19 protein-coding genes are annotated in these 21,673 nt (G+C 29.5%); 3 read left to right on the top strand and 16 right to left on the bottom strand.

The features are described 5' to 3' along the window. The first annotated feature begins 81 nt into the window (after positions 1 to 81). The gene (nhaA, locus tag VJY38_RS06590) at positions 82 to 1,230 is read left to right on the top strand and encodes a Na+/H+ antiporter NhaA (protein WP_353679886.1); all 1,149 of its coding nucleotides are present in this window, start codon (positions 82 to 84) and stop codon (positions 1,228 to 1,230) included. 31 nt (positions 1,231 to 1,261) lie between these two features. On the opposite strand, the gene VJY38_RS06585 is transcribed toward nhaA, so the two are convergent. The 5 genes from VJY38_RS06585 to VJY38_RS06565 are packed head-to-tail and all read right to left on the bottom strand — an operon-like array spanning position 1,262 to position 7,241. Then, positions 1,262 to 2,404 (bottom strand): SpoIIE family protein phosphatase, encoded by a 1,143-nt coding sequence (locus VJY38_RS06585; RefSeq protein ID WP_353679885.1) that lies wholly within the window; start codon positions 2,402 to 2,404, stop codon positions 1,262 to 1,264. Positions 2,405 to 2,428: 24 nt separating this feature from the next. Then, complete coding sequence (locus VJY38_RS06580; RefSeq protein WP_353679884.1) at positions 2,429 to 2,770, bottom strand: STAS domain-containing protein; 342 nt, start codon at positions 2,768 to 2,770, stop codon at positions 2,429 to 2,431. 13 nt (positions 2,771 to 2,783) lie between these two features. After that, positions 2,784 to 4,154: a sigma-54-dependent transcriptional regulator gene (locus VJY38_RS06575; RefSeq protein ID WP_353679883.1), complete on the bottom strand. Its 1,371-nt coding sequence runs from the start codon at positions 4,152 to 4,154 to the stop codon at positions 2,784 to 2,786. A 15-nt stretch (positions 4,155 to 4,169) separates the two neighbouring features. After that, entirely contained in the window at positions 4,170 to 6,062 is a 1,893-nt protein-coding gene (locus VJY38_RS06570; protein WP_353679882.1) for a PAS domain-containing sensor histidine kinase, read from the bottom strand. A gap of 54 nt (positions 6,063 to 6,116) precedes the next feature. Then, positions 6,117 to 7,241, bottom strand: coding sequence for an MFS transporter (locus VJY38_RS06565; RefSeq protein WP_353679881.1), 1,125 nt, complete (start codon positions 7,239 to 7,241; stop codon positions 6,117 to 6,119). A gap of 71 nt (positions 7,242 to 7,312) precedes the next feature. Between VJY38_RS06565 and VJY38_RS06560 the strand changes: the two genes are divergently transcribed. Beyond that, entirely contained in the window at positions 7,313 to 8,536 is a 1,224-nt protein-coding gene (locus VJY38_RS06560; RefSeq protein ID WP_353679880.1) for a U32 family peptidase, read from the top strand. Here VJY38_RS06560 and VJY38_RS06555 read toward each other — a convergent pair. The 11 genes from VJY38_RS06555 to nadB all read right to left on the bottom strand — a co-directional run bounded on the left by VJY38_RS06555 (position 8,517) and on the right by nadB (position 21,176). Then, positions 8,517 to 8,888, bottom strand: a complete 372-nt coding sequence (locus tag VJY38_RS06555; RefSeq protein WP_353679879.1) for an STAS domain-containing protein — start codon at positions 8,886 to 8,888, stop codon at positions 8,517 to 8,519. The two genes, VJY38_RS06560 and VJY38_RS06555, sit on opposite strands and share 20 nt — an antisense overlap. Before the next feature lie 290 nt (positions 8,889 to 9,178). Continuing rightward, positions 9,179 to 9,988 carry a hypothetical protein gene (locus VJY38_RS06550; RefSeq protein WP_353679878.1) on the bottom strand — a complete coding sequence of 270 codons (810 nt, stop codon included), beginning with the start codon at positions 9,986 to 9,988 and terminating at the stop codon, positions 9,179 to 9,181. Then, positions 9,985 to 11,259, bottom strand: coding sequence for a T9SS type A sorting domain-containing protein (locus VJY38_RS06545; protein WP_353679877.1), 1,275 nt, complete (start codon positions 11,257 to 11,259; stop codon positions 9,985 to 9,987). Before VJY38_RS06545 ends, VJY38_RS06550 begins: the two co-directional genes overlap by 4 nt. Positions 11,260 to 11,300: 41 nt before the next feature. Further along, positions 11,301 to 12,851: a serine/threonine-protein kinase gene (locus VJY38_RS06540; RefSeq protein WP_353679876.1), complete on the bottom strand. Its 1,551-nt coding sequence runs from the start codon at positions 12,849 to 12,851 to the stop codon at positions 11,301 to 11,303. 2 nt (positions 12,852 to 12,853) lie between these two features. After that, positions 12,854 to 14,341 (bottom strand): sigma-54 interaction domain-containing protein, encoded by a 1,488-nt coding sequence (locus VJY38_RS06535; protein WP_353679875.1) that lies wholly within the window; start codon positions 14,339 to 14,341, stop codon positions 12,854 to 12,856. A 10-nt stretch (positions 14,342 to 14,351) separates the two neighbouring features. Beyond that, positions 14,352 to 16,301, bottom strand: a complete 1,950-nt coding sequence (locus VJY38_RS06530) for a carboxypeptidase-like regulatory domain-containing protein (protein ID WP_353679874.1) — start codon at positions 16,299 to 16,301, stop codon at positions 14,352 to 14,354. Positions 16,302 to 16,444: 143 nt separating this feature from the next. After that, positions 16,445 to 17,227: a PhzF family phenazine biosynthesis protein gene (locus VJY38_RS06525; protein WP_353679873.1), complete on the bottom strand. Its 783-nt coding sequence runs from the start codon at positions 17,225 to 17,227 to the stop codon at positions 16,445 to 16,447. Between the two features lie 11 nt (positions 17,228 to 17,238). Then, complete coding sequence (yjjX, locus tag VJY38_RS06520; RefSeq protein ID WP_353679872.1) at positions 17,239 to 17,775, bottom strand: inosine/xanthosine triphosphatase; 537 nt, start codon at positions 17,773 to 17,775, stop codon at positions 17,239 to 17,241. A gap of 9 nt (positions 17,776 to 17,784) precedes the next feature. Next, positions 17,785 to 18,720 carry a quinolinate synthase NadA gene (nadA, locus tag VJY38_RS06515; RefSeq protein WP_353679871.1) on the bottom strand — a complete coding sequence of 312 codons (936 nt, stop codon included), beginning with the start codon at positions 18,718 to 18,720 and terminating at the stop codon, positions 17,785 to 17,787. A 17-nt stretch (positions 18,721 to 18,737) separates the two neighbouring features. Continuing rightward, complete coding sequence (nadC, locus tag VJY38_RS06510; protein WP_353679870.1) at positions 18,738 to 19,574, bottom strand: carboxylating nicotinate-nucleotide diphosphorylase; 837 nt, start codon at positions 19,572 to 19,574, stop codon at positions 18,738 to 18,740. A 27-nt stretch (positions 19,575 to 19,601) separates the two neighbouring features. After that, the gene (gene nadB / locus VJY38_RS06505; RefSeq protein ID WP_353679869.1) at positions 19,602 to 21,176 is read right to left on the bottom strand and encodes an L-aspartate oxidase; all 1,575 of its coding nucleotides are present in this window, start codon (positions 21,174 to 21,176) and stop codon (positions 19,602 to 19,604) included. Positions 21,177 to 21,296: 120 nt separating this feature from the next. Between nadB and VJY38_RS06500 the strand changes: the two genes are divergently transcribed. Next, positions 21,297 to 21,641 carry a thioredoxin family protein gene (locus VJY38_RS06500; protein WP_353679868.1) on the top strand — a complete coding sequence of 115 codons (345 nt, stop codon included), beginning with the start codon at positions 21,297 to 21,299 and terminating at the stop codon, positions 21,639 to 21,641. Positions 21,642 to 21,673 lie beyond the last annotated feature (32 nt).

Here is a 21,673-nt window from a genome sequence, read left to right as displayed (position 1 = left end):
GCTTTAATGTTATAACCAATTTGTTTATCAATTATGCTTAATAATATTTTTTGTTCATCTTAAAAATAAGATAAATATTTTATGAAGCTTACAAAATTATTTACAGAATTCTTTGAGAGTGAAAAGGCAGGTGGAATTCTTCTGGTTATTATGACAGCTCTTTCACTTATTGTTGCTAACTCTCCACTACAAACAATCTACATTAATTTCTGGAATTATGATATTGCCAATCACTCATTATCTCACTGGATTAATGATGGATTGATGGCAATATTTTTCCTTTTAATTGGTCTTGAATTAGAAAGAGAAATTTATAAAGGTGAATTGTCCGATATTAAAAATGCACTTCTACCAATTTTTGCTGCTGGTGGTGGAATGATTGTTCCTGCTTCAATTTATACACTATTTAATTTTGGAACCGATACTCAATCCGGTGCAGGTATCCCAATGGCTACAGATATTGCATTTGCCATTGGAATATTATCGTTACTTGGTAAACGAGTACCTTCTTCATTAAAAATATTTTTAACAGCTCTTGCAGTTATTGATGATCTCGGTGCAATCTTAGTTATAGCTATTTTTTACACTTCAGATCTTTCTTTTATAAATTTATTTACTGCACTGGGCATTTTTGCTATTCTTTTATTATTAAATAGACTTAAAGTTTATAGCCTTTTACCATATATTATTGGTGGAATAATAATGTGGTACTTCATGTTAAATTCTGGAGTTCATGCAACTATAACAGGTGTATTGCTTGCATTTGCAATTCCTTTTAATAAAAAAGATGAAGAATCACCATCATATCATCTACAACATTTTTTACATAAACCTGTTGCATTTTTAATATTGCCAATTTTTGCACTCGCAAATACATGTATAGCTATAGAATCAGACTGGTACAACAACTTATTAAATAATTATGGTATTGGAATAATTTCAGGTTTGCTCTTAGGTAAACCACTTGGGATTATACTTTTTTCATTTTTAGGTGTTTTGCTGGGTCTATGTAAATTGCCATCTGATTTAAAGTGGATTAATATTTCAGGTGCTGGATTTATTGCTGGAATTGGTTTTACAATGTCAATTTTTATAACTTTACTTGCTTTCGATAATCCAAGAATTATAGATTATTCTAAGATTTCAATTCTAATAGCATCACTCATCGCAGGTATGATTGGATATATTATTCTTAGATTCACATTAAAACCTGTAGATAATCAAGAATAATTTAGAATTGTAAATTTTATTGTAATAATTCTCATGTAGAAAGTTTTATTGAAATTACACTTGCATCGTCTTCAAGTTCTCCATCTGTAAATTTCATGATTTCAGATTTCAGAGCTTCAACTGTGTTGTCATTTAAAGATAATGAACTAATAAATTTCAATAACCGATCCTGTCCATACTGTTCACCATTTTTATTTCTTGATTCAGTTATACCATCTGTAAGTAAAATTATTTCATCTCCTTCCGTCAATTTTATTTCATTATCTTCATATTGACCTGAAAGACTAAAACCAAGTAATAAACCACTTGATTGAATCAATTTGGTCTGGTCTGATGATTTATAAATTATAGGTAAATCTCCTGCTCCAGAATATTTTGCAATTTTATTTTTTGTGTCAATAACAACAATTGAAAGTGTAATAAAAACTTCTGATATTCTTTCATCGTTATACACGGCTTCGTTAACTTTCTGAAGTATTTCACTTGGTTTATATTCTTGAGTTGATTGAAGTACAAAACGAACTGCACTTCTTACATATCCCGCATAAGCAACAGCAAAATACCATGCACCCCATCTTTTGCCCATAACATCACCAAGAATTGCAACAAAATTATTCTCGTCAATACTGAAATAATCGATAAAATCTCCGCCAGGTACATTTTTGAAAGGTTGATACCACTGATTTATTTTTAGACCTTCAAATTTTGGTGGAGCATCAGGCACAACAGTTGCAACCATTGTATCGGCAGCTTTTTGTACTTCGTCCACAACTTTTGATCTTTCTTTCTCAAGACTTTTTAGAATAGCAGAAACTTTAGCAATAATAACTTTTGGACTGGATGTTTTAATAATATAATCTTCTATATCTAAATCATAACCTTTAAGAATATCTTCTTCTGCTCCTTTTGCTGTAAGAAATACAAAAGGAATTTTTTTTAGCTCCTGATCTTTTAATAATTCTCTTCTAAATTCAAAACCATCCATTTCTGGCATCATAATATCACTTATAATTAAATCTGGTTTAATCTCGTGAGCTAATTTCAATCCTTCTATTCCATTATTTGCGTGTTCACACTCAAAACCAGCTTTACTTAAATTGTGTATTAAAAGTTTTGCAATATTAAATTCATCTTCCACGAGTAGAATTTTTCCAGAAAATTTATTTTCGACCATAGTAGATTACTTTATAACTCCATATTATTTCTGAAAACTTTTTAATGCTGATTGTAATTCAGGATAAGATTCAAAAACTCTAAATAAGCGTGTTAATTCAAACATAGAACGAACAGCTGGTTTAAATCCTACAAGTTTTAAATCACCACCAAGACTTACAACTTTCTTAAGTCCATTAACAATTACTCCAAGAAAAGTTGAATCTATGAATTCAGCATTACTTAAGTCAATTATAATTTTCTTATAACCTTTTTCAACTTTATCATATATCAGCTTTTTTAAGTTTTCTGATTCGATTAATGTAGCTCTATTAGAATTTATTGTTTCAATAACAATATCGCCAATTATTTCTTCTGATATACTCATAAAAGCTCCATATTTAATTTCTGTTTAATTTATATTTATCTATTAAACGATATAATGTTGCTCTACCAATTTTAAGTTTTCTTGCTGCTTCAACAATATTTCCATTTGTTACTTTAAGAGCATGACGTATAGCCTGCTCTTTTAGTTTTTCAATTGGAATAATGGGGGAATCGTCTGCAAACAAAGCAGTTTTATTATCAATTGAAACAGATTGAGCTGTAATTGAATCTGGCAATACATCAACATCAATGTAATCTCCATCTGTAAGAATCATACATCGTTCGAGTGTGTTTTCAAGTTCTCTTACATTGCCAGGCCAATTGTAATCGTACATAAGTTTTAGTGCATTTTTGGTAACTCCTTTAATATTCTTCCCGAGTTTTTCATTAAGTTGTTTAATGAAATGATCAATCAATACAACAATGTCACCCTTTCTTTCTCTAAGTGGTGGAATATAAATAGGAAATGAACTCAATCGATAGTATAGATCTTCACGGAAAAGTTTTTTATCCACACATTCTTTCAAATCTCTATTTGTAGCAGAAATTATTCTTACATCTGTTTTAATAACTTCGTTACCACCAACTCTTTCAAATTCTTTTTGTTGAATTACACGGAGAATTTTTGCCTGAAGAGACATTTCCATTTCACCAATTTCATCAAGAAAAATTGTTCCTCCATTTGCAAGTTCAAACTTTCCAATTTTTCTTTGATGTGCACCTGTAAATGCACCTTTTTCGTGACCAAATAATTCACTCTCTAAAAGTTCACGTGGAATCGAAGCACAATTTACAACAACAAATGGAGCATTTTTTCTTTTCCCGTTGTAATGAATTGCTCTTGCAATTAATTCTTTTCCAGTACCACTTTCTCCCTGAATTAAAACAGTTATATCATTATCCAGAACTCTCGAAACCATTCGAAAAGCTTCCTGCATTTTTTTATCTGCAGATACAATATTATCGAAACTATATTCTTTTTGAATATTCTCTTTCAGCTTTTTTAATTCTCTTTCGAGATCATAATTTTTAATTGCATTCCTGATTGCAGATTCGAGTCTATTTTTATCGAGTGGTTTTGGAAAGTAATCAAATGCTCCAAGACGAATTGATTCTAACGCTACTTCAATACTTCCCTGAGCAGAAAGCATAATTACTGGAAGTTGTGGATTAGATTGTTTTATTTTAATTAATAAGTCATTACCATTTATATCAGGCAACATTATGTCAAGCAAAATTAAATCTGGTTCTTCATTAAGTGCATTTAAAACTTCTGAACCTGTAGTAAATGTTTTTACTTTGTAGCCCCATTGGTTTTTACACCAATGTGTTAACATTTTCAATATCGATTCTTCATCGTCAACTATAAAAATTAATTTTTCCAATTCTTCCCTCGTAATTTATTTTGGTAATCTTATAATAAATGTTGTCCCTTTATTTTCTTCGCTCTTAACCCTTATAACACCTTTATGCAAATCAATAATTTGTTTAACAACTGCCAGTCCCATTCCCGCTCCTGATACTGGTGCATTTGGTCTATAAATTTTACTAAACTTTTGAAATAATTTGGGAAGTTCTTTTTCTGGTATTCCAATTCCAGTATCGCTTACTGTAATTTCAATTTCTTTTTCAAAATCGTTGACCATTAAATTAATTCTTCCACCTTTAGGTGTATACTTGATTGCATTTGAAACAAGATTATCGAGTGCCTGTTTTAATCTTTTTCTATCTGCATAAATTTTAACTTCCTTTTGTGGATATTCTTTCGATAAAACTAATTCTTTTTGATTTATTTCGTTTTTAAAATCTGATTCTACTTCATCAATAAGTTTTTGAATTTCGAATTCTTCTTTTTTTAATTCTTCTTGACCTGTTTCCAATCTTGAAAAATCCAAAACATCATTTATTATTTTTGCAAGTCTTCTGCCTTCGCTTAAAATTATTTCGCTGAATTCTTTGATGGTTTCTTTTGGGAGATCAGAATCGGTAGCAATGGTCTCAGCAAAACCTACTACCGATGCAAGTGGTGTTCTTAATTCGTGTGAAATATTCGAAACGAATTCGCTTTTCAGTTTATTTAGTTCTTCGAGCAAGGTGATTTTCTGTCGTGCTCTTTCTCGCTCAATGGAAATAATTCTATTTGCTTCAATTAATTTTGCATTCAGTTCTTTTATTTTCTGTTCATAAAGTTTTCTATTTGTAATATTTCTTCCTATGCTTATCATCCCAGCTACTTCGCCATCAATAATCATTGGTTTTGCGTGGATTTCGAATGTAATACTCTTTTCGAATCGATCGATAAAGGAAACTTCAAAAATAACTTTTTCTTGAGTTGTTAAGATTTTTGAAAATGCTTCTGCAATTTTTGATTCATCTTCTTTATCAACAAAGTCTAAAAAATGTTTTCCTATCATTTCTTCTGGTCTATATCCAAGAGCATTAGCACCATTTTTATTAACCATATTGAAATAACCAAAGCCATTCAATATAAAAATTAAATCGTCTGCAGTATCAATTAGCATTCTAAATTTTTCTTCTGAGTTTTCAAGACGAAGTCTTGTAATTTTTTCTTCTGTAATATCCAGAATAATTCCCACCACACGAATAACTTTTTCGTTTCTAATAATTGGAATTCCTGTATGTCTTACCCAGTGTTCTTTTCCAAAGCGATCTTTCATCTTATATTCAACTACCGAAGCTTCACCTGTCCTTAACTTATCAATAAACTCTCTAAAATTTTTGAAGTGTTCTTTTTCGATTGTTCTCAGTATTAAAAATTTATTGTTATAAATTTCTTCTGGAGTAAATCCAAAAAGTTGTCGTACAGCATCACTTATAAAATAATATTCACTTCCATCTGCATTAGTAGAATATAAAACTGCCTGTATGCTACCAAGCGATTCTTTAAGTATTTGTTCAATACCAATTTCTTTTGTTACATCACTAAATAAGGATATAACAAAAGACTCTTCGCTTTTATCCTGAATAAATATTGAGTTAACAATTAAATATTTTTCAGAAGAATTTTTATCCAGGTATTTTAATCTAAAAAAAGGAATACTTCTTTTTTCTTTTGCGGCTTTAATGAAAGGTAATTCTTCGAGAGTCAATAAATTATTTTGTACATCATAAAATTTTATTGTATTCCAGAAATCATTATTAGGATCGTATGATATTTCAAATAAGTTTTTAAGCTTATCGTTGGCAATTTGATGTTTATCTATAAAATTTATAAGTACTGGAGTATCTATATTATTTAGACTTTCAATTATATTTATGTTCTTATTAGGCATTAAAATAGATTATTAACTTTGTTCTAAAATAATAAAATCATTCAAGTAAACATACTACGAATTTTGTTTTCCATACCATCTAAAAAAGGCAAACAAGAGAAAGCAAAGAATTGCCGAAAACAACCAGAAACCAAATTGCTTGTTTATATCAACCAGTAATGCACCAATAAATGGTCCTGCAATTGTTCCTATTCCATACATCATTATATAATAACCATTTGCTTGTGCTATAAATTGTTTTTCGACCTTCTCTATTGTATAACTTAATCCAACAGTATAAATTGCTGGAATCATTCCACCGATTAGAAAGAAAGTTATAATCAAAAAAATAAAATTATTATAAATAGATGGTAGAATAAGCAGGTTACTCAAAAGGAAGAAAATAAAGAGTAGTAATTTTTGTCTATTGATGATATCACTAATAAAACCTATAAAGTAAAGTAACACTATTCCACCTGTAACAAAAGATGCAATAAAATAAGAAACCTGATTTACATTAAACAGATTTCTTAAACCATACATCGGTATAACCACAATAATTGATGATTCAAAAAATCCATAAACTGCTGGTGCAATAATACTCAACAAAGGTAAACTGGTAAATGAGATTTTTGCTATTCTGCTATTATTGTGATTAACATTTATATCTTCAAAAAATATTACTTGAAATAAAAAAACAGACAACATAACAAGTGCACCTATAACAAAAGGCAACCACGTAGCTATTTTAATTGTCCAGATTAAAATTGAACCGAGTGCAATTCCTATCGATAAAATTACAGCATAAAGATTAACATTTTTTCCTCTATTATTTTCATCACTATAATAATTTATTATAACTTCTGTTGAAACAAAAATTAATGTTCCCCCTATTCCCATCAAAAATTTTATTAAATAAAGTAATGGAATTATGTACCAGAATATATGTGCTAATGCTCCTATTGACCATAAAAACAATCCAGTACCAAGAACTTTTTTAAGATTATATTTATTAATTAACAATCCTGCTACAGGAGAAAAAATGACCACGCTTAAATAGCCGACCATTGTAATGCTTCCCGTAATAATTGCTGGAGCTTTATTTTGTTCAAGCAGTAGAACTGTAACAGGTGTAATTAATCCAAAACCAATTCCGCCTATTCCTATTCCAAGTAGAGCAAGGTAAAAATTTTTATGCATAAACAACCTTAAGCAGATTTATTATTAAATAGATAGATTTACATAGTAAACTTTAAATACTTTAGAACATCATGGGAATAAAATATAAAAATAAACCTGAACTTTTAGCTCCTGCTGGCGACTGGAGTATGCTCAATGCAGCAATAAAAGCTGGTGCAGATGCTATTTATTTTGGTGTTGAAAGTCTCAATATGCGAGCAATGGCAAAAAATTTTGAACTGAAAGATTTGAAAGAGATTTCTAATATTTGTAAAAAAAATAATATAAAAGCACACCTTACATTAAATTCAATAATATTTGAAGATGAGCTACAGGAACTCGATAGAATCATATCTGCTGCAAAAGATGCTGGAATAGATATGATTATTGGCTGGGATTTATCTGTTCTTCAAAAATGTAAAGAATATGAAATGCCATTTTGCATTAGTACGCAGGCTTCAATTTCAAATTCTGAAGCGGCAAAGTTTTATAAAAATCTTGGTGCAAAAAGAATTGTTCTTGCAAGAGAATGTACTTTAGATAAAATAATAGAAATAAAAAATAAAGTTGATATTGAAATAGAAACTTTTGTGCATGGAGCTATGTGTGTTGCAATTAGCGGTAGATGTTTTATGAGTCACGAAGTATTTAATAAAAGTGCAAACAGAGGAGAATGCTTACAACCTTGCAGAAGAGAATATGAGATTGTTGATAAAGATGAAAAATTCAGTTTAATAATTGGAGATGGATATGTTTTATCTCCCAAGGATTTATGTACTGTTGATTTTATTGACAGACTGATTGAAGCAAAAATAGATGCCTTTAAGATAGAAGGAAGAAAAAGAAGTCCAGAGTATATTTATAAAGTTGTATCTGTTTATCGAAATGCAATTGACTTATATTATGAAAATAAACTTACATCTGAAATTAAATCTAAATTTTTCGAAGAGTTATCAAAAGTTTATAATAGAGGCTTTTCACCTGGATTTTATTTTGGTACTCCTGGAGAGGAAGGTTTTACAGATGCTTATGGTAGCAAAGCAACAACAAGAAAAGTATACGTTGGCAAAGTATTGAATTACTATAAAAAAAATAAAATTGCATATGTAAAAATAGAAGCAGGGGAATTAAACGTAGGTGATTCTATTTATATAATCGGGAATACAACAGGAGTTGTAGAATTAACAATTGAAGAAATGATGCAGGAAAACGACAAATTACAAAAAGCCGAAAGAGGCAACGAAATTACTTTCCCCTGTAAAGAACTTGTTAGAGAAAACGACAAAGTCTATAAAATTATTTCCACTCAAGCTTAGGTTTTTGTGGAGTTATTCCAAAGCTAATTAATGCTTCGTCGAGTGTAGAAAAAATCTTAAATACTTTATCCATTCTTGTAATCATAAACATTAAAGAGGGAGCTTCTTTATTATAAACTAACCTTATATCGCCGCCTAAAGCATTTACTTTTTTCAATAAAGAAACAAGAGCTCCTAAAAATGTTGAATCGATATATTCACAAAGAGTTAGGTCTATTATAATTTTATTAATCCCTTCATTAATTATATCTGTTGCAAACTCTTTAAATTTTACAGCTTTTGCTAATGTAGCTCTGGTTAGATATACATGAATGATTGAGACATCCTTTTGTTTTTCTGCTTTAAATTCCATTTCCCAAAATTTTTTTATTAAATATATAAATATTCATTTAGACTTGAAAATTTATTGTTAATTATATGAAATAAAAAAGGCGAAGGTGATTTGAAACTTGTTTTACCTTCGCCTCTTAAGGACGGAGCTTGTTTGTGTGTGTTATGTCATTGTGCAATTAAAATGCCAGAACAAAAAATTAATCTTTTTCGTTTTTTTAATAACATTCAGTTAGTCTATAAAATTTTTATTGCGAATTTTTTTCGCACACAACGAAATTTATTCATTATAAAATTGGTGTTGAAGCCTGTTTAAAATGGAATTTTTAAGCTAAGATTTATCTCATTAATTTTAATCGATGAATTAAATTCTGCATTAATGTCTTCGCTCATAAATATGTCATTACTATTAAAGAAAAGTAAATCGAGTTGACTATAAATCCAGATAACGATATATGAAGCAAATAAAATATTTCTTGTTTTATAAGACTTATTATATATATCATATTTATGTTGAATAAGCTGGGGATCTAACTCATTTAAATAATCTTTTTCTTTTTTGTTTGTATCGTTTATAAAATAACCAATTCCTGCAAGATTAATAATAGATAATGCAGTAAGAATAGATCCTTTTGTTTTTATGCCACTAAAAAATTGTCCAGTACCAGGAAGAATTATATTTCTTATTAAAGAATTTCTAAAAAGTGAGTAATCAAATGATTTCTTTATCGAATAATTTTGTAGACTATCGGTTAAAGCGGTTTCTGGTTTTAGTGATTCATGAAATTCCAGTTTCACCTTATTAAAAAGTGAAATAAGTTTGGGAGAAATTTTAGAAGGATCGGCTTCGTAGTTGTTATTGATTTTTAATATACCTTTAAAATTTTCTTTTGTTGAATCTTCGTTTCCCAAAGAATAAAAAGAGACTGCACGCATTAAATATACTTCAATTAGTAAAGAATCTGGAAGAGATTTATCACTTATTAATGGACTCGAAAATTTAATTACATTTTCATAGTCAAAAGAATTATAGAGACTTTTAACTTTTTCAAATTCGGAATGCTGTGCAAAAATTAAAAATGAATTTAGAAAAAAAAGAAGGAAAAGTAATTTTTTAATCATTTGAGAAGAACCATTTTTCTTGTTTGAATGAGTCTATCAGTTTTTAATTGCACAAAGTAAACTCCTGCAGGAACGATGTTTCCAAATTTATCTTTACCATTCCAATCAACCTCATATCTGCCTGCGTTGAAGTAACCTTTTTTTAATGTTAAGACATGTTCACCTAATAACGAAAAAATATCAAGCGAAACATTTGAATTCCGTGATAATTCAAATATTATCTTTGTACTTAAATTAAAAGGATTCGGATAATTTTGTAATAAATTATCATTAATTGGTATTTCATTTAAATCACTCATGCCAGTTGGAGTTACAAGTTTTTCGAGATAAGGGACTATATTACCATTTTCATCTCTACCACCAAATACAACAATTGTATTTCCATAATTAATAGCCATAGGATTTCTGCGAGCATATTTAAGCGAAGCAAATGGATAAATTAGTACTTTCCCATCACTTAAAAAATCGATTGCTTCAACAGAGTTTAGAGCTTTGTCGGTTTCGTTAAAGCCTCCAATAATAAATCCTCTTTTTAATATCGGATTATAAATCGCCACACCACCTGCTCTTGGAGTAAGAAGTTTTTGTGATAAAACTTCAAATACATTTTTACTTATATCAAATTTACTTATCGAAGAGAGAGCTCCATTTAGTATACCACCAAAAATATAAATATTATTATTAAGCAGAATTGACATTTGTTGTTTAGGTTGATTTTGACTTGTTGTACCATAAGTAAAACTAATTGATTTGTTATTTAAATCATATCCTACAATATATGGAAGTTCACTTGGACCACTTGGAATTGGTTCACCACCAATTATATAAAGCAAATTATTCTTTATATATCCTGTAGAAAATGCTCTTGCAAAATTATCTTGAGTATCAAAAACAACTGGTTCAGATGGAATTGTTTTCAAGTTCCATGTTTCCATAACATTTTTATTTTCTGAGAGCTCACTTACACCACCAAAATAAAGTATTTGAGATTTCCACATATTTGCTACGAACAAGTATCTTGGTTGCATCATTTTTCCAACTATTTTCCACTTGCCATCAAGTATATTATATTCTTGAATCCAATCAACAACTTCTTTAGATGCATCTTCACCACCCAGAACATAAAATTTACTACTTGTTGAATCATATACAACCTGTCCACCTGATACTGGATATTCCATATCCCATCCTACAAGAACCTGCCATTCATAGTTCTGAGCAATTAATGGCATGGTTAATAAAAACATTATTATTAATATATTATTCTTCATATCATTCACCTTTTCAATTGTTTAGCACAAGTTTTATACCACTATCTATTTTTCAATAAAAACTTTAGCAAAATTGTATCTCCCGGTTGAACATAAAGACTTGTATCAATTTCTTTATAATTGGGATTTTTTATTGTCAATCTTACAAAACCCGGGAAAACTTTAATTAAATCTTTTAATGGTGTTTGTCCTTTATAATCACCATTTACATAGACATCACCCCATGGATTAACCTTACAATTTATGTAACCCATCAACGATTCAAGCGAAACTCTTAAATTTGTAACCTGCGAATGATTAATTCTAATTAACTTCGTATAAACTGGATAATCGGGATGAACCAATTTTATTGTATGTTCTCCTTCAACAAGCATTAATGGTTTATTCATTGGTGTTGTTTCAAGTTTTTCGCCATCCACATAAACATCTGCCCAGGGATAGCACTCTACAAACAAACCACCATATTTAATTGCAGGTAAAGGAGAATTTTCAGATTCTTTATTTGTTGTTTGATCTGATTTTAAATCCAGCTTATCGACGCCTGAACCCGATTCTATCTTCTCGGTTTGAATGCCAGAAGATTCCATTTTCTCTTTATTTAATTTATCTGTTAATTGATTCAATTGTTTTTTCTCGGGCGAAATTTTATCTGGTTGAAGTTTGTTAATAAAAAGTAATAAACCAATAAATATTACTACCAATACTGATGCTGATAAAACCAGTAAATTCTTTTTACTTTCTTTTTTCGATTCTGAAATTATTGAAACTGTTAATTGTTCTGCTTGAACATTCAATTCATTTAATACTTCGAGAGCTGAGTTATATCTTTGAGCTGGTTTTTTCTTTAGCAATCGAGTTATGATATTTTTTATTTCATCAGGTACATTTGAAATTTCTTCAACAATAGCATTTTCATTATACGACATTATTTCATTTAATGTGAGAGTAACATTCTCTTTAAGAAAAGGATTTTTTCCTGTGAACATTTCATATACTACAACTCCAGCAGAAAACAAATCGCTCTGATTATTTAATTTTGCACCTGCAACTTGTTCGGGCGACATATAACTTGGTGTTCCAACAATTGAATATGGACTGGTAACAAAATTATCTTCGGCTGAGAGTGCAAGTCCAAAATCACCAAGTTTGAGATTCATATTTTTATCAACAAAAATATTTTCGGGCTTTATGTCTCTATGAATTATTTGATTTGAATGAGCAAAGTGAAGAGCTTTAAAAAGTTGAATGGTTAACGATTTCTTTTCTTCGTATGTGAGTTCTTTATGCTTCAGTAAATTTCTTAAACTTTCTCCTTCAATGTATTCAAATGATATATAAAAAAATTCTTTACTCGTTCCAAAATCGAGTACTTTAATAATATTTGGATGATCAAGTTTTGCAAGTAATTTTGCTTCTCTCTTAAATCTTTCGATTAATGCCTGATCAGAAATTTTTTCTGTGTTTAATACTTTTAAAATTATTTTTTTACTCAGATAAATATGATTTGCAAGATATACTGCAGCATGGTCATCTTTCTTAAGGACATCAATAATTTCAAACTTTTCAAACAATATTTCTGTTGAGCCTACCATTATTATTGTTCGCCCATTTCTTTAAGTTTTAGCTGAATCCATCTTACAGAAACATCAAGTGATTTTGCTGTGAGAGTTCTATTACCATTAAATTCTTCGAGACGTTTTTTAAGTAGCAGCATTTCAAATTCTTTTAATGTTCCCTTAAAATTCATTAGATCCTGATTATCTTCAAGAATAATATGCTCGGCAGAAATTTTATCTGAATCACAAAGAATTAGTGCTCGTTGAACCACATTAATTAATTGACGAATATTGCCAGGCCAGTAATAACTTTCTAATTTTTTAATTGCTGATGAATCAATTGAAATATCTTTCTTAGCAATTTTCTTAACAAAATAACTTGCAAGTAAAGGAATATCTTCTCGTCTTTCTCGCAATGGTGGCATTTTAATAGGGAAGACATTTAATCTATAAAAAAGATCTTCTCTAAATTGTCCTTCCTTTGTAAGTGCATGTAAATCTTTATTAGTTGCTGCGATAATTCTAACATCAACTTTTTTAACCTTTGTATCACCAAGTCGAATTATTTCTCTATTCTCAAGAACTCTTAAAAGTTTTGCCTGAAGAGCACTTGAAATATCGGCAATCTCATCAAGAAAAAATGTTCCACCATCAGCTGCTTCGAGCAAGCCCTGTTTATCTGAAGTAGCTCCTGTAAACGCTCCTTTTTTATAACCAAACAATTCACTTTCAAGAAGACTATCTGGTATCGAACCACAAAATTGAGCAAGAAATGGTTTATCTCTTCTTTTACTCAATTGATGAATTGCACGAGCGGCTACTTCTTTACCAGTTCCACTTTCTCCCATTATTAAAACTGTAGCATCTGTTTGTGCAACTTTGTGAATTAGTTTTGTAAGATTTTGAACAGCAACACTGTTGCCTATCATCTCTGGAATTGGTTCGGTAGCCTGAAGTTTATTTATAAGAATTCTATTCTCTTTTTCCAGTTCTTCGAGTTTAATTATTCTATCTAAAGTAAGTGAAACAAGATTTGAGAAGAAATTCAAAAAGATCAGATTTTCTTCTGTGAATTCACGTCGATCCATTGTACTATCTGCAATTATTACTCCCCATACTTTATCATCTCTAATAATTGGAACTCCAATTACAGATTTTATTCTATGAATCTGAACACTCTGAAATTGTGATAAATTTGGATCTCCCATAACATCGTGATACAAAAGTGGCTTTTTTTCTTTAATAACTTTTTGAAGTATTCCAGATGAAAATTGATTTAAGTCTGTTATGCTTTCATTCGATATCTTTCTTGCACTAATTATTGAAAAGCTATCTGTTGATTCATCATACTTTACAAATAGACCACGCTCTGCATTAACAATCTTTATTACAATATCCATTACATCTTCAATGAATGATTCCTGATAGTTTGACGAATTCAGCATCTGGCTGAATTCAAGTAATGCTTCGAATTCTTCCTTCGATAGATTTTTTATGTAATTAATATTTTCTGGAATAAATTTCATAGCTCTTCTTTTATTTTACTGTAAAAGTACCTGGTTTAGAAATAGAACTATTTTCAAAATCATCTGTGCATATTACAACCCAGTAATAATCTCCTGGTGAAAGAGCTACATCGCAAGTTGTTTCAACTGCATCTTTAGATATATTTTTTTTCTCCCAAACTAAAATTGGGGCTACTTCATCTGTATAAACCTGAACAGTATATTTGAAATTGAATCCTGGAGTAAACTTTTTCCATACAAAAGTTGGTGTGCTACTAACTATTGCTCTGTTGACTGGTGATTCAATTATAATTTCCTTTGTAATCAATCTTTTAATACCACCAGAGCCAATTGTAAAAGTTTTGCCAGACTTCTCTTTTGCAATTATAATAAAGTCAGTTCCAATAGCATCTTCGAGTGAATTAACTTTTAAATCTACGGTTCTAAAATTATTTTCATATTTATTTGTCTCTGGATTAAATACTAATCTTTTGTAGAAATTAAAAGAATTATTTTTTACAAAAACAGAATCAACATCTTTTTCGTCGTCAGTAATTTCAGCATTAATATAAAGTCGTTGCACCTGTATATCTGGATATCGATTCTGAACTGTAGTGTAAATTGATAAGCTTGATAATTTCGGATTTGAATTTAAAAATCTATCTTCAATTTGTTTTGTTGGTAAATTATTAAATTGCACAAAGACAGAATCTTTACTGTAACCTTCTTTTTCAAAATAAAGCCAGCCATTATTTTGAATCACATTTTCAAATTGATAGAATCCAGAAGCATCTGTTTGTGTAATCATTGATTGATTTTTCCAGTATACTTTTACACCTGGAATAGTTCTGCGTGGAAGTGCAACTGTTTTAACATAGCCATAAATTGTAGCCGTGGTATAACTTAAAATTCTATCGCTAACTCTCACATAATTTTGAGATCCCCAGCTTACATAAACAGAATCTTTCTTAAAACCTGTTTTTTCAAAAATAAGCCAGCCATCTTTCAAAGAAACATTTTCAAATTTATAATAGCCACTTGAATTTGTTTCTTCAAACAATTTCTGATTCTTCCAGTAAATTTTAACATCTTTAATTGGTCTAAAAGAAATATCGTAAACAAATCCATCAAGAGTACCAATTGTTGGATAAAGAATAACTTCGTTAGCTCGTATAACTTTTTGATTATTCCAGGTTATATAAATCGAGTCTTTTGCAAATCCATTTTTTTCAAAATACAACCATCCATTCTTCATAGAAATGTTTTCAAATTTATAATATCCATCAGAATTTGTTTCGATAAGTATATTTTGATTCTTCCACAATACTTTTACATTTGATAATGCTGAATGTGGAACTGCATAAACGTATCCATCAAGTGTTCCAATTGTTGGATATAAAATTATATCAGGAATTTGTTTTACTTCTTCGTTTCCCCATTCAACATAAAATGAATCTTTAGACAATCCTTCTTTCTCGAAGTAAATCCAGCCATTGTTCATCGATACATTTTCCATCTCATAATATCCTTCTGAGTTTGTTTCGGTAAATAAATTCTGAACTTTCCATAACACTCTCACACCAGAAACAGCTACACGTGGAATAGTATAAACATAACCTGAAAACTTTCCTTTAATATAACTGAGAATAATTTCTTGCAGATGTTTAACTTTTTGATTATTCCATTCAACATAAATAGAATCTTTTGCCAATCCTTCTTTTTCAAAAATCAGCATTCCATTTTTCATTTGTATATTTTCAATTTTGAAGTATCCCTGTGCATCGGTGGAAGTAAAAATATTTTGATTCTTCCAGATAATTTTTACTCCACTTAAAGGATTACGAGAAGACGAGAGAATATAGCCATCAATCTGACCTAATTTATTATTTGGATTTTGCCAATCCAGTGGATTTAATCTTGGAGCATCACAAGATATAATTCCACAAATCGATATTATTACCAATAATAATATTTTTTTCATTATTTTAGATTAAAATTCAATAATAAAATTTATTTGTGTAAAATTTTCGCACTGCGAAAAATTTTTCGTGTAAATATGCTTATATTTTTTTTAATAAAGTAGAGTTTGATTAAGTAAAATCTATTATTATTTAATTGTGATTTCTATAGATAAATATTCCCTGTCATATATAAAGCTGCCCTTCCAGATATTTTAATTCGTTCCCCCATATTTTCACAAATAAGTTCTCCCCCTCTTTTTGATACTTGATGAGCAATAAGTTTTTTCTTATTTAATTTTTCTGACCAGTATGGTGTAAGTACTGTATGAGCAGAGCCTGTTACAGGATCTTCGTCAACTCCTTCGTTTGGAACAAAGACTCTTGAAACAAAATCAACAGTACTACTTTTTGCAGTAATGATTACTGCATGTTTATGTAATTTGCGAATTAAATTAAAATCTGGAGAATAATTTTTAATAAAATTCTCGTCATCGAAAACTAAAAGTAGAAAGAATCCGTTCTCGAGAATCTCAACAGGTTGAACACTAAAACATTTATTTAAATCTTCTGGTGGTATTGTTCTATGAGGTTTATTTGAAGGGAAATCAAGAGTAATAAAATCTTCATTTCGTTCAACAAATAATTTTCCACTTTTGGAATTAAAAACAATTTGTTTTTTATCTTTCTCAATAAAATTAAAAAGAACATAACCAGAAGCAAGTGTAGCATGACCACATAGAGGAACTTCTGATTGTGGTGTCATCCATCTAATTTGATATTCTTCGCCATCTTTAACAAAATATGCTGTTTCAGATAAATTATTCTCCATAGCAATATTTTGAAGTGTTTTGTCATCAAGCCATTTTTCTAATGGCACTACTGCAGCTGGATTTCCTGAAAATATTTTACTTGCAAAAGCATCAACTTGATAAATTGGTAATATCATATTTACCTCATTTATTTATAAAACATTTCTGAATGCAGAAATGGTATAATTGCTACTTTTAGACCTTCAACATATAATTCTTTCCTATTCATTACGCCATTTGTAAAAAATCCTATTGCACCATTTTTTTGTTTGGAATTTTTTTGATTGGTTAATTCATCCATCACATCACCAAGTTCTTTACCATTTAATAATTTTTCTACAACAATTTCAGGTAACTCGAAATGTGGAGAAGTTCCAAATGAAATCTTTCCTTCTTTATTAATAATGCACATACAGCCAAAAGCAAACCATCTATTAAATAATTTTATAATTCCACCTTCAATGCCCACAAAAAAATCTGAATTAAGATTTTCCTTTTCACTCAAGTACTTAAGATTGACAGCACGATTTTGAGCACCTAAAAAAGTTTCTTCGTTGATTGGTTGAGCAGAAACTCCAGATTTAATATCTTTTCCTTCAACTTCGATGTTTTCAAAGTAACAGGAAAAAGCTTCTCTGACAGATTCGATTTTAACTGGATTAGTAGAACCAACAAGAATTTTCATTTTATTTTATTAAGTAATTGATAGCATTCTTTCAATTGGCAATCTTGCTTTTTCAGCAATTTCATTTTCTACTTTCACTTCAAATTTTTCATAAAGAAGGGATTCATATAGTTTTTCCAGAGTAATCATTTTCATGTATTCACACACTGCATTTTCACTCAAAGGATAAAATTTTGCATCTGGTTTAATCTTTTTTAATCTATGAAGTATTCCTATTTCTGTTGCAATTACAAATTCTTTCGCATTTGAATTCATCACATGTTTTATCATTCCTTCTGTTGAATAAATATGAATATTTTTGCAATCAAAATAAAGTTGAGATTTAAGCATACATGATGACGAACAACCACATTCTGGATGAATAAGAAATTCTGCATCGGGATGAATTTTTCTTACTTCTTCAAAACTTACATCACCAATCTTTTCATGAACATGACATGAACCATTCCAGATTTCCATTTTTCTACCTGTAATTGTACTTACATACATTCCTAAAAATTTATCTGGTAGAAATAAAATTTTTTTATCCGAAGGAATTGCTTTTATAACATTTACAGCATTTGACGATGTAACACAATAATCACTTTCAGCTTTGACTTCTGCAGTTGTATTTACATAAGAAACCACAATATAGTCGGGATGTTCTTCTTTCCATTTTTTAAGTTGTTCAGCATCAATTGTTGAAGCAAGTGAACATCCTGCCTGTAAATCTGGAATTAAAACTTTTTTATCAGGTGAAATTATCGAAGCTGTTTCTGCCATAAAATGAACACCACAAAATACAATTATTTCAGCTTCTGTTTTTGCAGCCTGTTGAGATAATCCAAGTGAATCTCCAACAAAATCTGCTAAATCCTGAATTTCTGGTATTTGATAATTGTGTGCAAGAATTACTGCATTTTTTTCTTTTTTAAGTCTATTTATTTCATTTATTAAATCATTCATAGATTTTTCCTGATAAATTAAACATTTTCTATTTTCATACTTATATCAAGAGCTTTAACAGAATGAGTGAGAGCTCCAACTGAAATAAAATCAACTCCTGTTAATGCTATTTCCCTTATGTTTTCTAATGTAATATTTCCAGATGCTTCAGTTTTTACTTTACCATTTATTAATTTAATAGCTTCTTTCATTGTATCAATTGACATATTATCGAGCATAATAATATCAACTTTATTTGCAAGAGCTTCTTTTACTTCTTCAAGATTCGTTGTTTCAACTTCAATTTTAATTTTATTTTTTAGTTTACTTTTAACCAAAGTTATTGCTTTTGTAATACTTCCTGCAGCTTTAATATGATTATCTTTAATTAACACCATATCGTAAAGTCCAAAGCGATGATTTGTTCCACCACCAATTTTAACTGAATATTTATCAAGCATTCTTAAACCTGGCACAGTTTTGCGAGTATCAAGAAGTCTGGTATTTGTTCCTTCAAGTTGCTTTACAAATTTTGATGTAATTGTTGCAATACCACTCATTCGTTGTAAAAAATTCAAAGCCACTCGTTCACCAGTTAGCAATGATTTTAAATTTCCTTTTATCTCTGCTAACTTCTCACCACAAGATATTTTATTACCATCTTCAGTTAATGCTTTAAAGATAATTTTATCATCAAGAGTTTTGAATACAAGACGAGCTACAAATAAACCAGCAACAATGCCATCTTCTTTAGCATAAATTGTTGCAAATCCCTTTTGATTGTTGGATACAATTAAATTTGTGGTGATATCTCCACTTCCAATATCTTCTTGTAGAGCAATTTTTACAATTTTTAAAATCTCTTTTTTATTCATCTTTCATTATAATTTTTGTTTTAATAATCATAATAAAGGAACAAACTCTGGTTCTTTATTTTTTTGTAAAATAATTACTTGTTTAAATCTATCATTTGTGCTGGGATAATCAATTCTTTTATGACATCCCCTACTTTCTTCTCGTAAAAGTGCACTCAAAGTAATCATTCTGGCAACATTAATTAAACTTATTATTCTACTGCTATAATATTCAGAATCGTCGTGTAAAAAATTATTTGATATGTTATCAATTTCGTTTAATGCAATCATTAAATCATTTTTATTTCTTAAAATACCTACGTTATTCCATAGTAGTTTTGCAATTTTGTTTCTTACTTCAATAAAATATTCTTTCATATTATTATCAATTCTAAATTCAGGATGAGTCTGTTGAAAGAATCTATCGGCATTTTTCTTAATTACATTTAATGAATGATCAATTGCTCGTTTAGAAAAGACAAGGCATTCAAGCAATGAATTGCTTGCCAATCTATTAGCACCATGAACTCCAGTAGAAGCAACTTCGCCAACTGCATAAAGACGAAAAATATTTGTTTCTGCATTAACACCTGTTTTAATTCCACCAACCATATAATGTGCTGCTGGTGTAACTGGCACAAGATCTTTTGTAATATCGATTCCGTATTTTAATGCTTCTTGATAAATGTAAGAAAATCTATTTTTTATTTTATTTTTATCAAGATGGTCAAGTTTTAAGTAGACTTTCGATTCTCCAGTTTTTTTAAGTTCTTCAAAAATTGCTTCTGAGACTATATCTCTTGTATCTAATTCTGTTAGATTTTTTTCCAGCAAAAATCTCTCACCATTACTATTAACAAGAATAGCACCTTCACCTCGAAGAGCCTCGCTAATCAAGAAAGTTTCGTCTGTACCTGTATAAAAAGTTGTAGGATGAAATTGAATAAATTCCATACTTTCGATTATTGCTCCAGCATCATAGGCTAAATATAAACCTTCTCCAATAGATGTATGTGGATTAGTTGTATTTGAATAAATAGCCGAAGCACCTCCAGTTGCCAAAATTGTAACATTACCTGTTACTATAAAACTTTTATTATCAATGTGATTGTATGCATAAACACCAGAGCATTCATTATTTTTAATTATGAGTTTATAGATTAAAGTATTTTCAAAAATTTTAATTCTATTATTATCATAAATGAATTTAAGAATAAAATTAACTACTTCTCTTCCTGTAGCATCGCCAGATGCATGAAGAACTCTTTTTCTGCTATGTCCACCTTCTAAGCCAAAAGAAATTTCATTGTTATCCTTGTCGAATTGCATTCCCAAATTGATAAGTTCTTTAACTCTTTCTCTGCCTTCAACTACAAGAATATTTACAGCCTCTTTGTTGCATAAACCTGCACCTGCCTTAATAGTATCTTCGAAATGAAGTTCAGGAGAATCATCTTCTCCAAGTGCAGCAGCAATACCACCCTGAGCAAGGTATGAATTACTTATTTCAATTGTGGTTTTAGTAATTAATGCAACAGTACCATATTTCGATGCAAGATAAGCAGAATATAAACCAGAAAGTCCAGCACCAATAATTACATAATCAAAATGAAAATTATCCATTAGAATTTTTTATTTATTATTTAATAAATATAGAAAAAGTCTTATAAAATCTTGGAATCGTTTTTAATTATTCTACATCTCATTCAAGAAAAATTTCAATTATTAATTAAGGATAAACTTATGCTCAAAACAAACTTAAATCATATTTTATCAGAAGAACAATACAATAAAATCCTCAGTGAAAATGAATATGTAATGATATGCTGTGGTAGAATGGGACCAATGTGTATTCCTGTATATCAAGCTATGCAAGAATTAGAAAATGAATATAAGCATGTAAAATTTTTTGATATGGAATTTGACATTCCAGATGCTAAAGTTATTAGAAATTTACCTGAATGCAAAGGATTTGCAGGTTTACCATTTACAGTATATTATAAAAATGGCAAAGTTGTAAAAGCTACCAGCAGCATTCAAACAAAAGAACAAATTAAAGAAATACTCGATAACTATTTTGAAAAATAATTCATTTGAGGTTATCTCTTGTTAGTAATTAA

This window comes from Rosettibacter firmus, from assembly GCF_036860695.1.
Classification (GTDB): Bacteria; Bacteroidota; Ignavibacteria; order Ignavibacteriales; family Melioribacteraceae; genus Rosettibacter; species Rosettibacter firmus.
The sequence above is the reverse complement of the archived record's forward strand: the minus strand, read 5'-3'. Positions and strand labels throughout refer to the sequence as shown.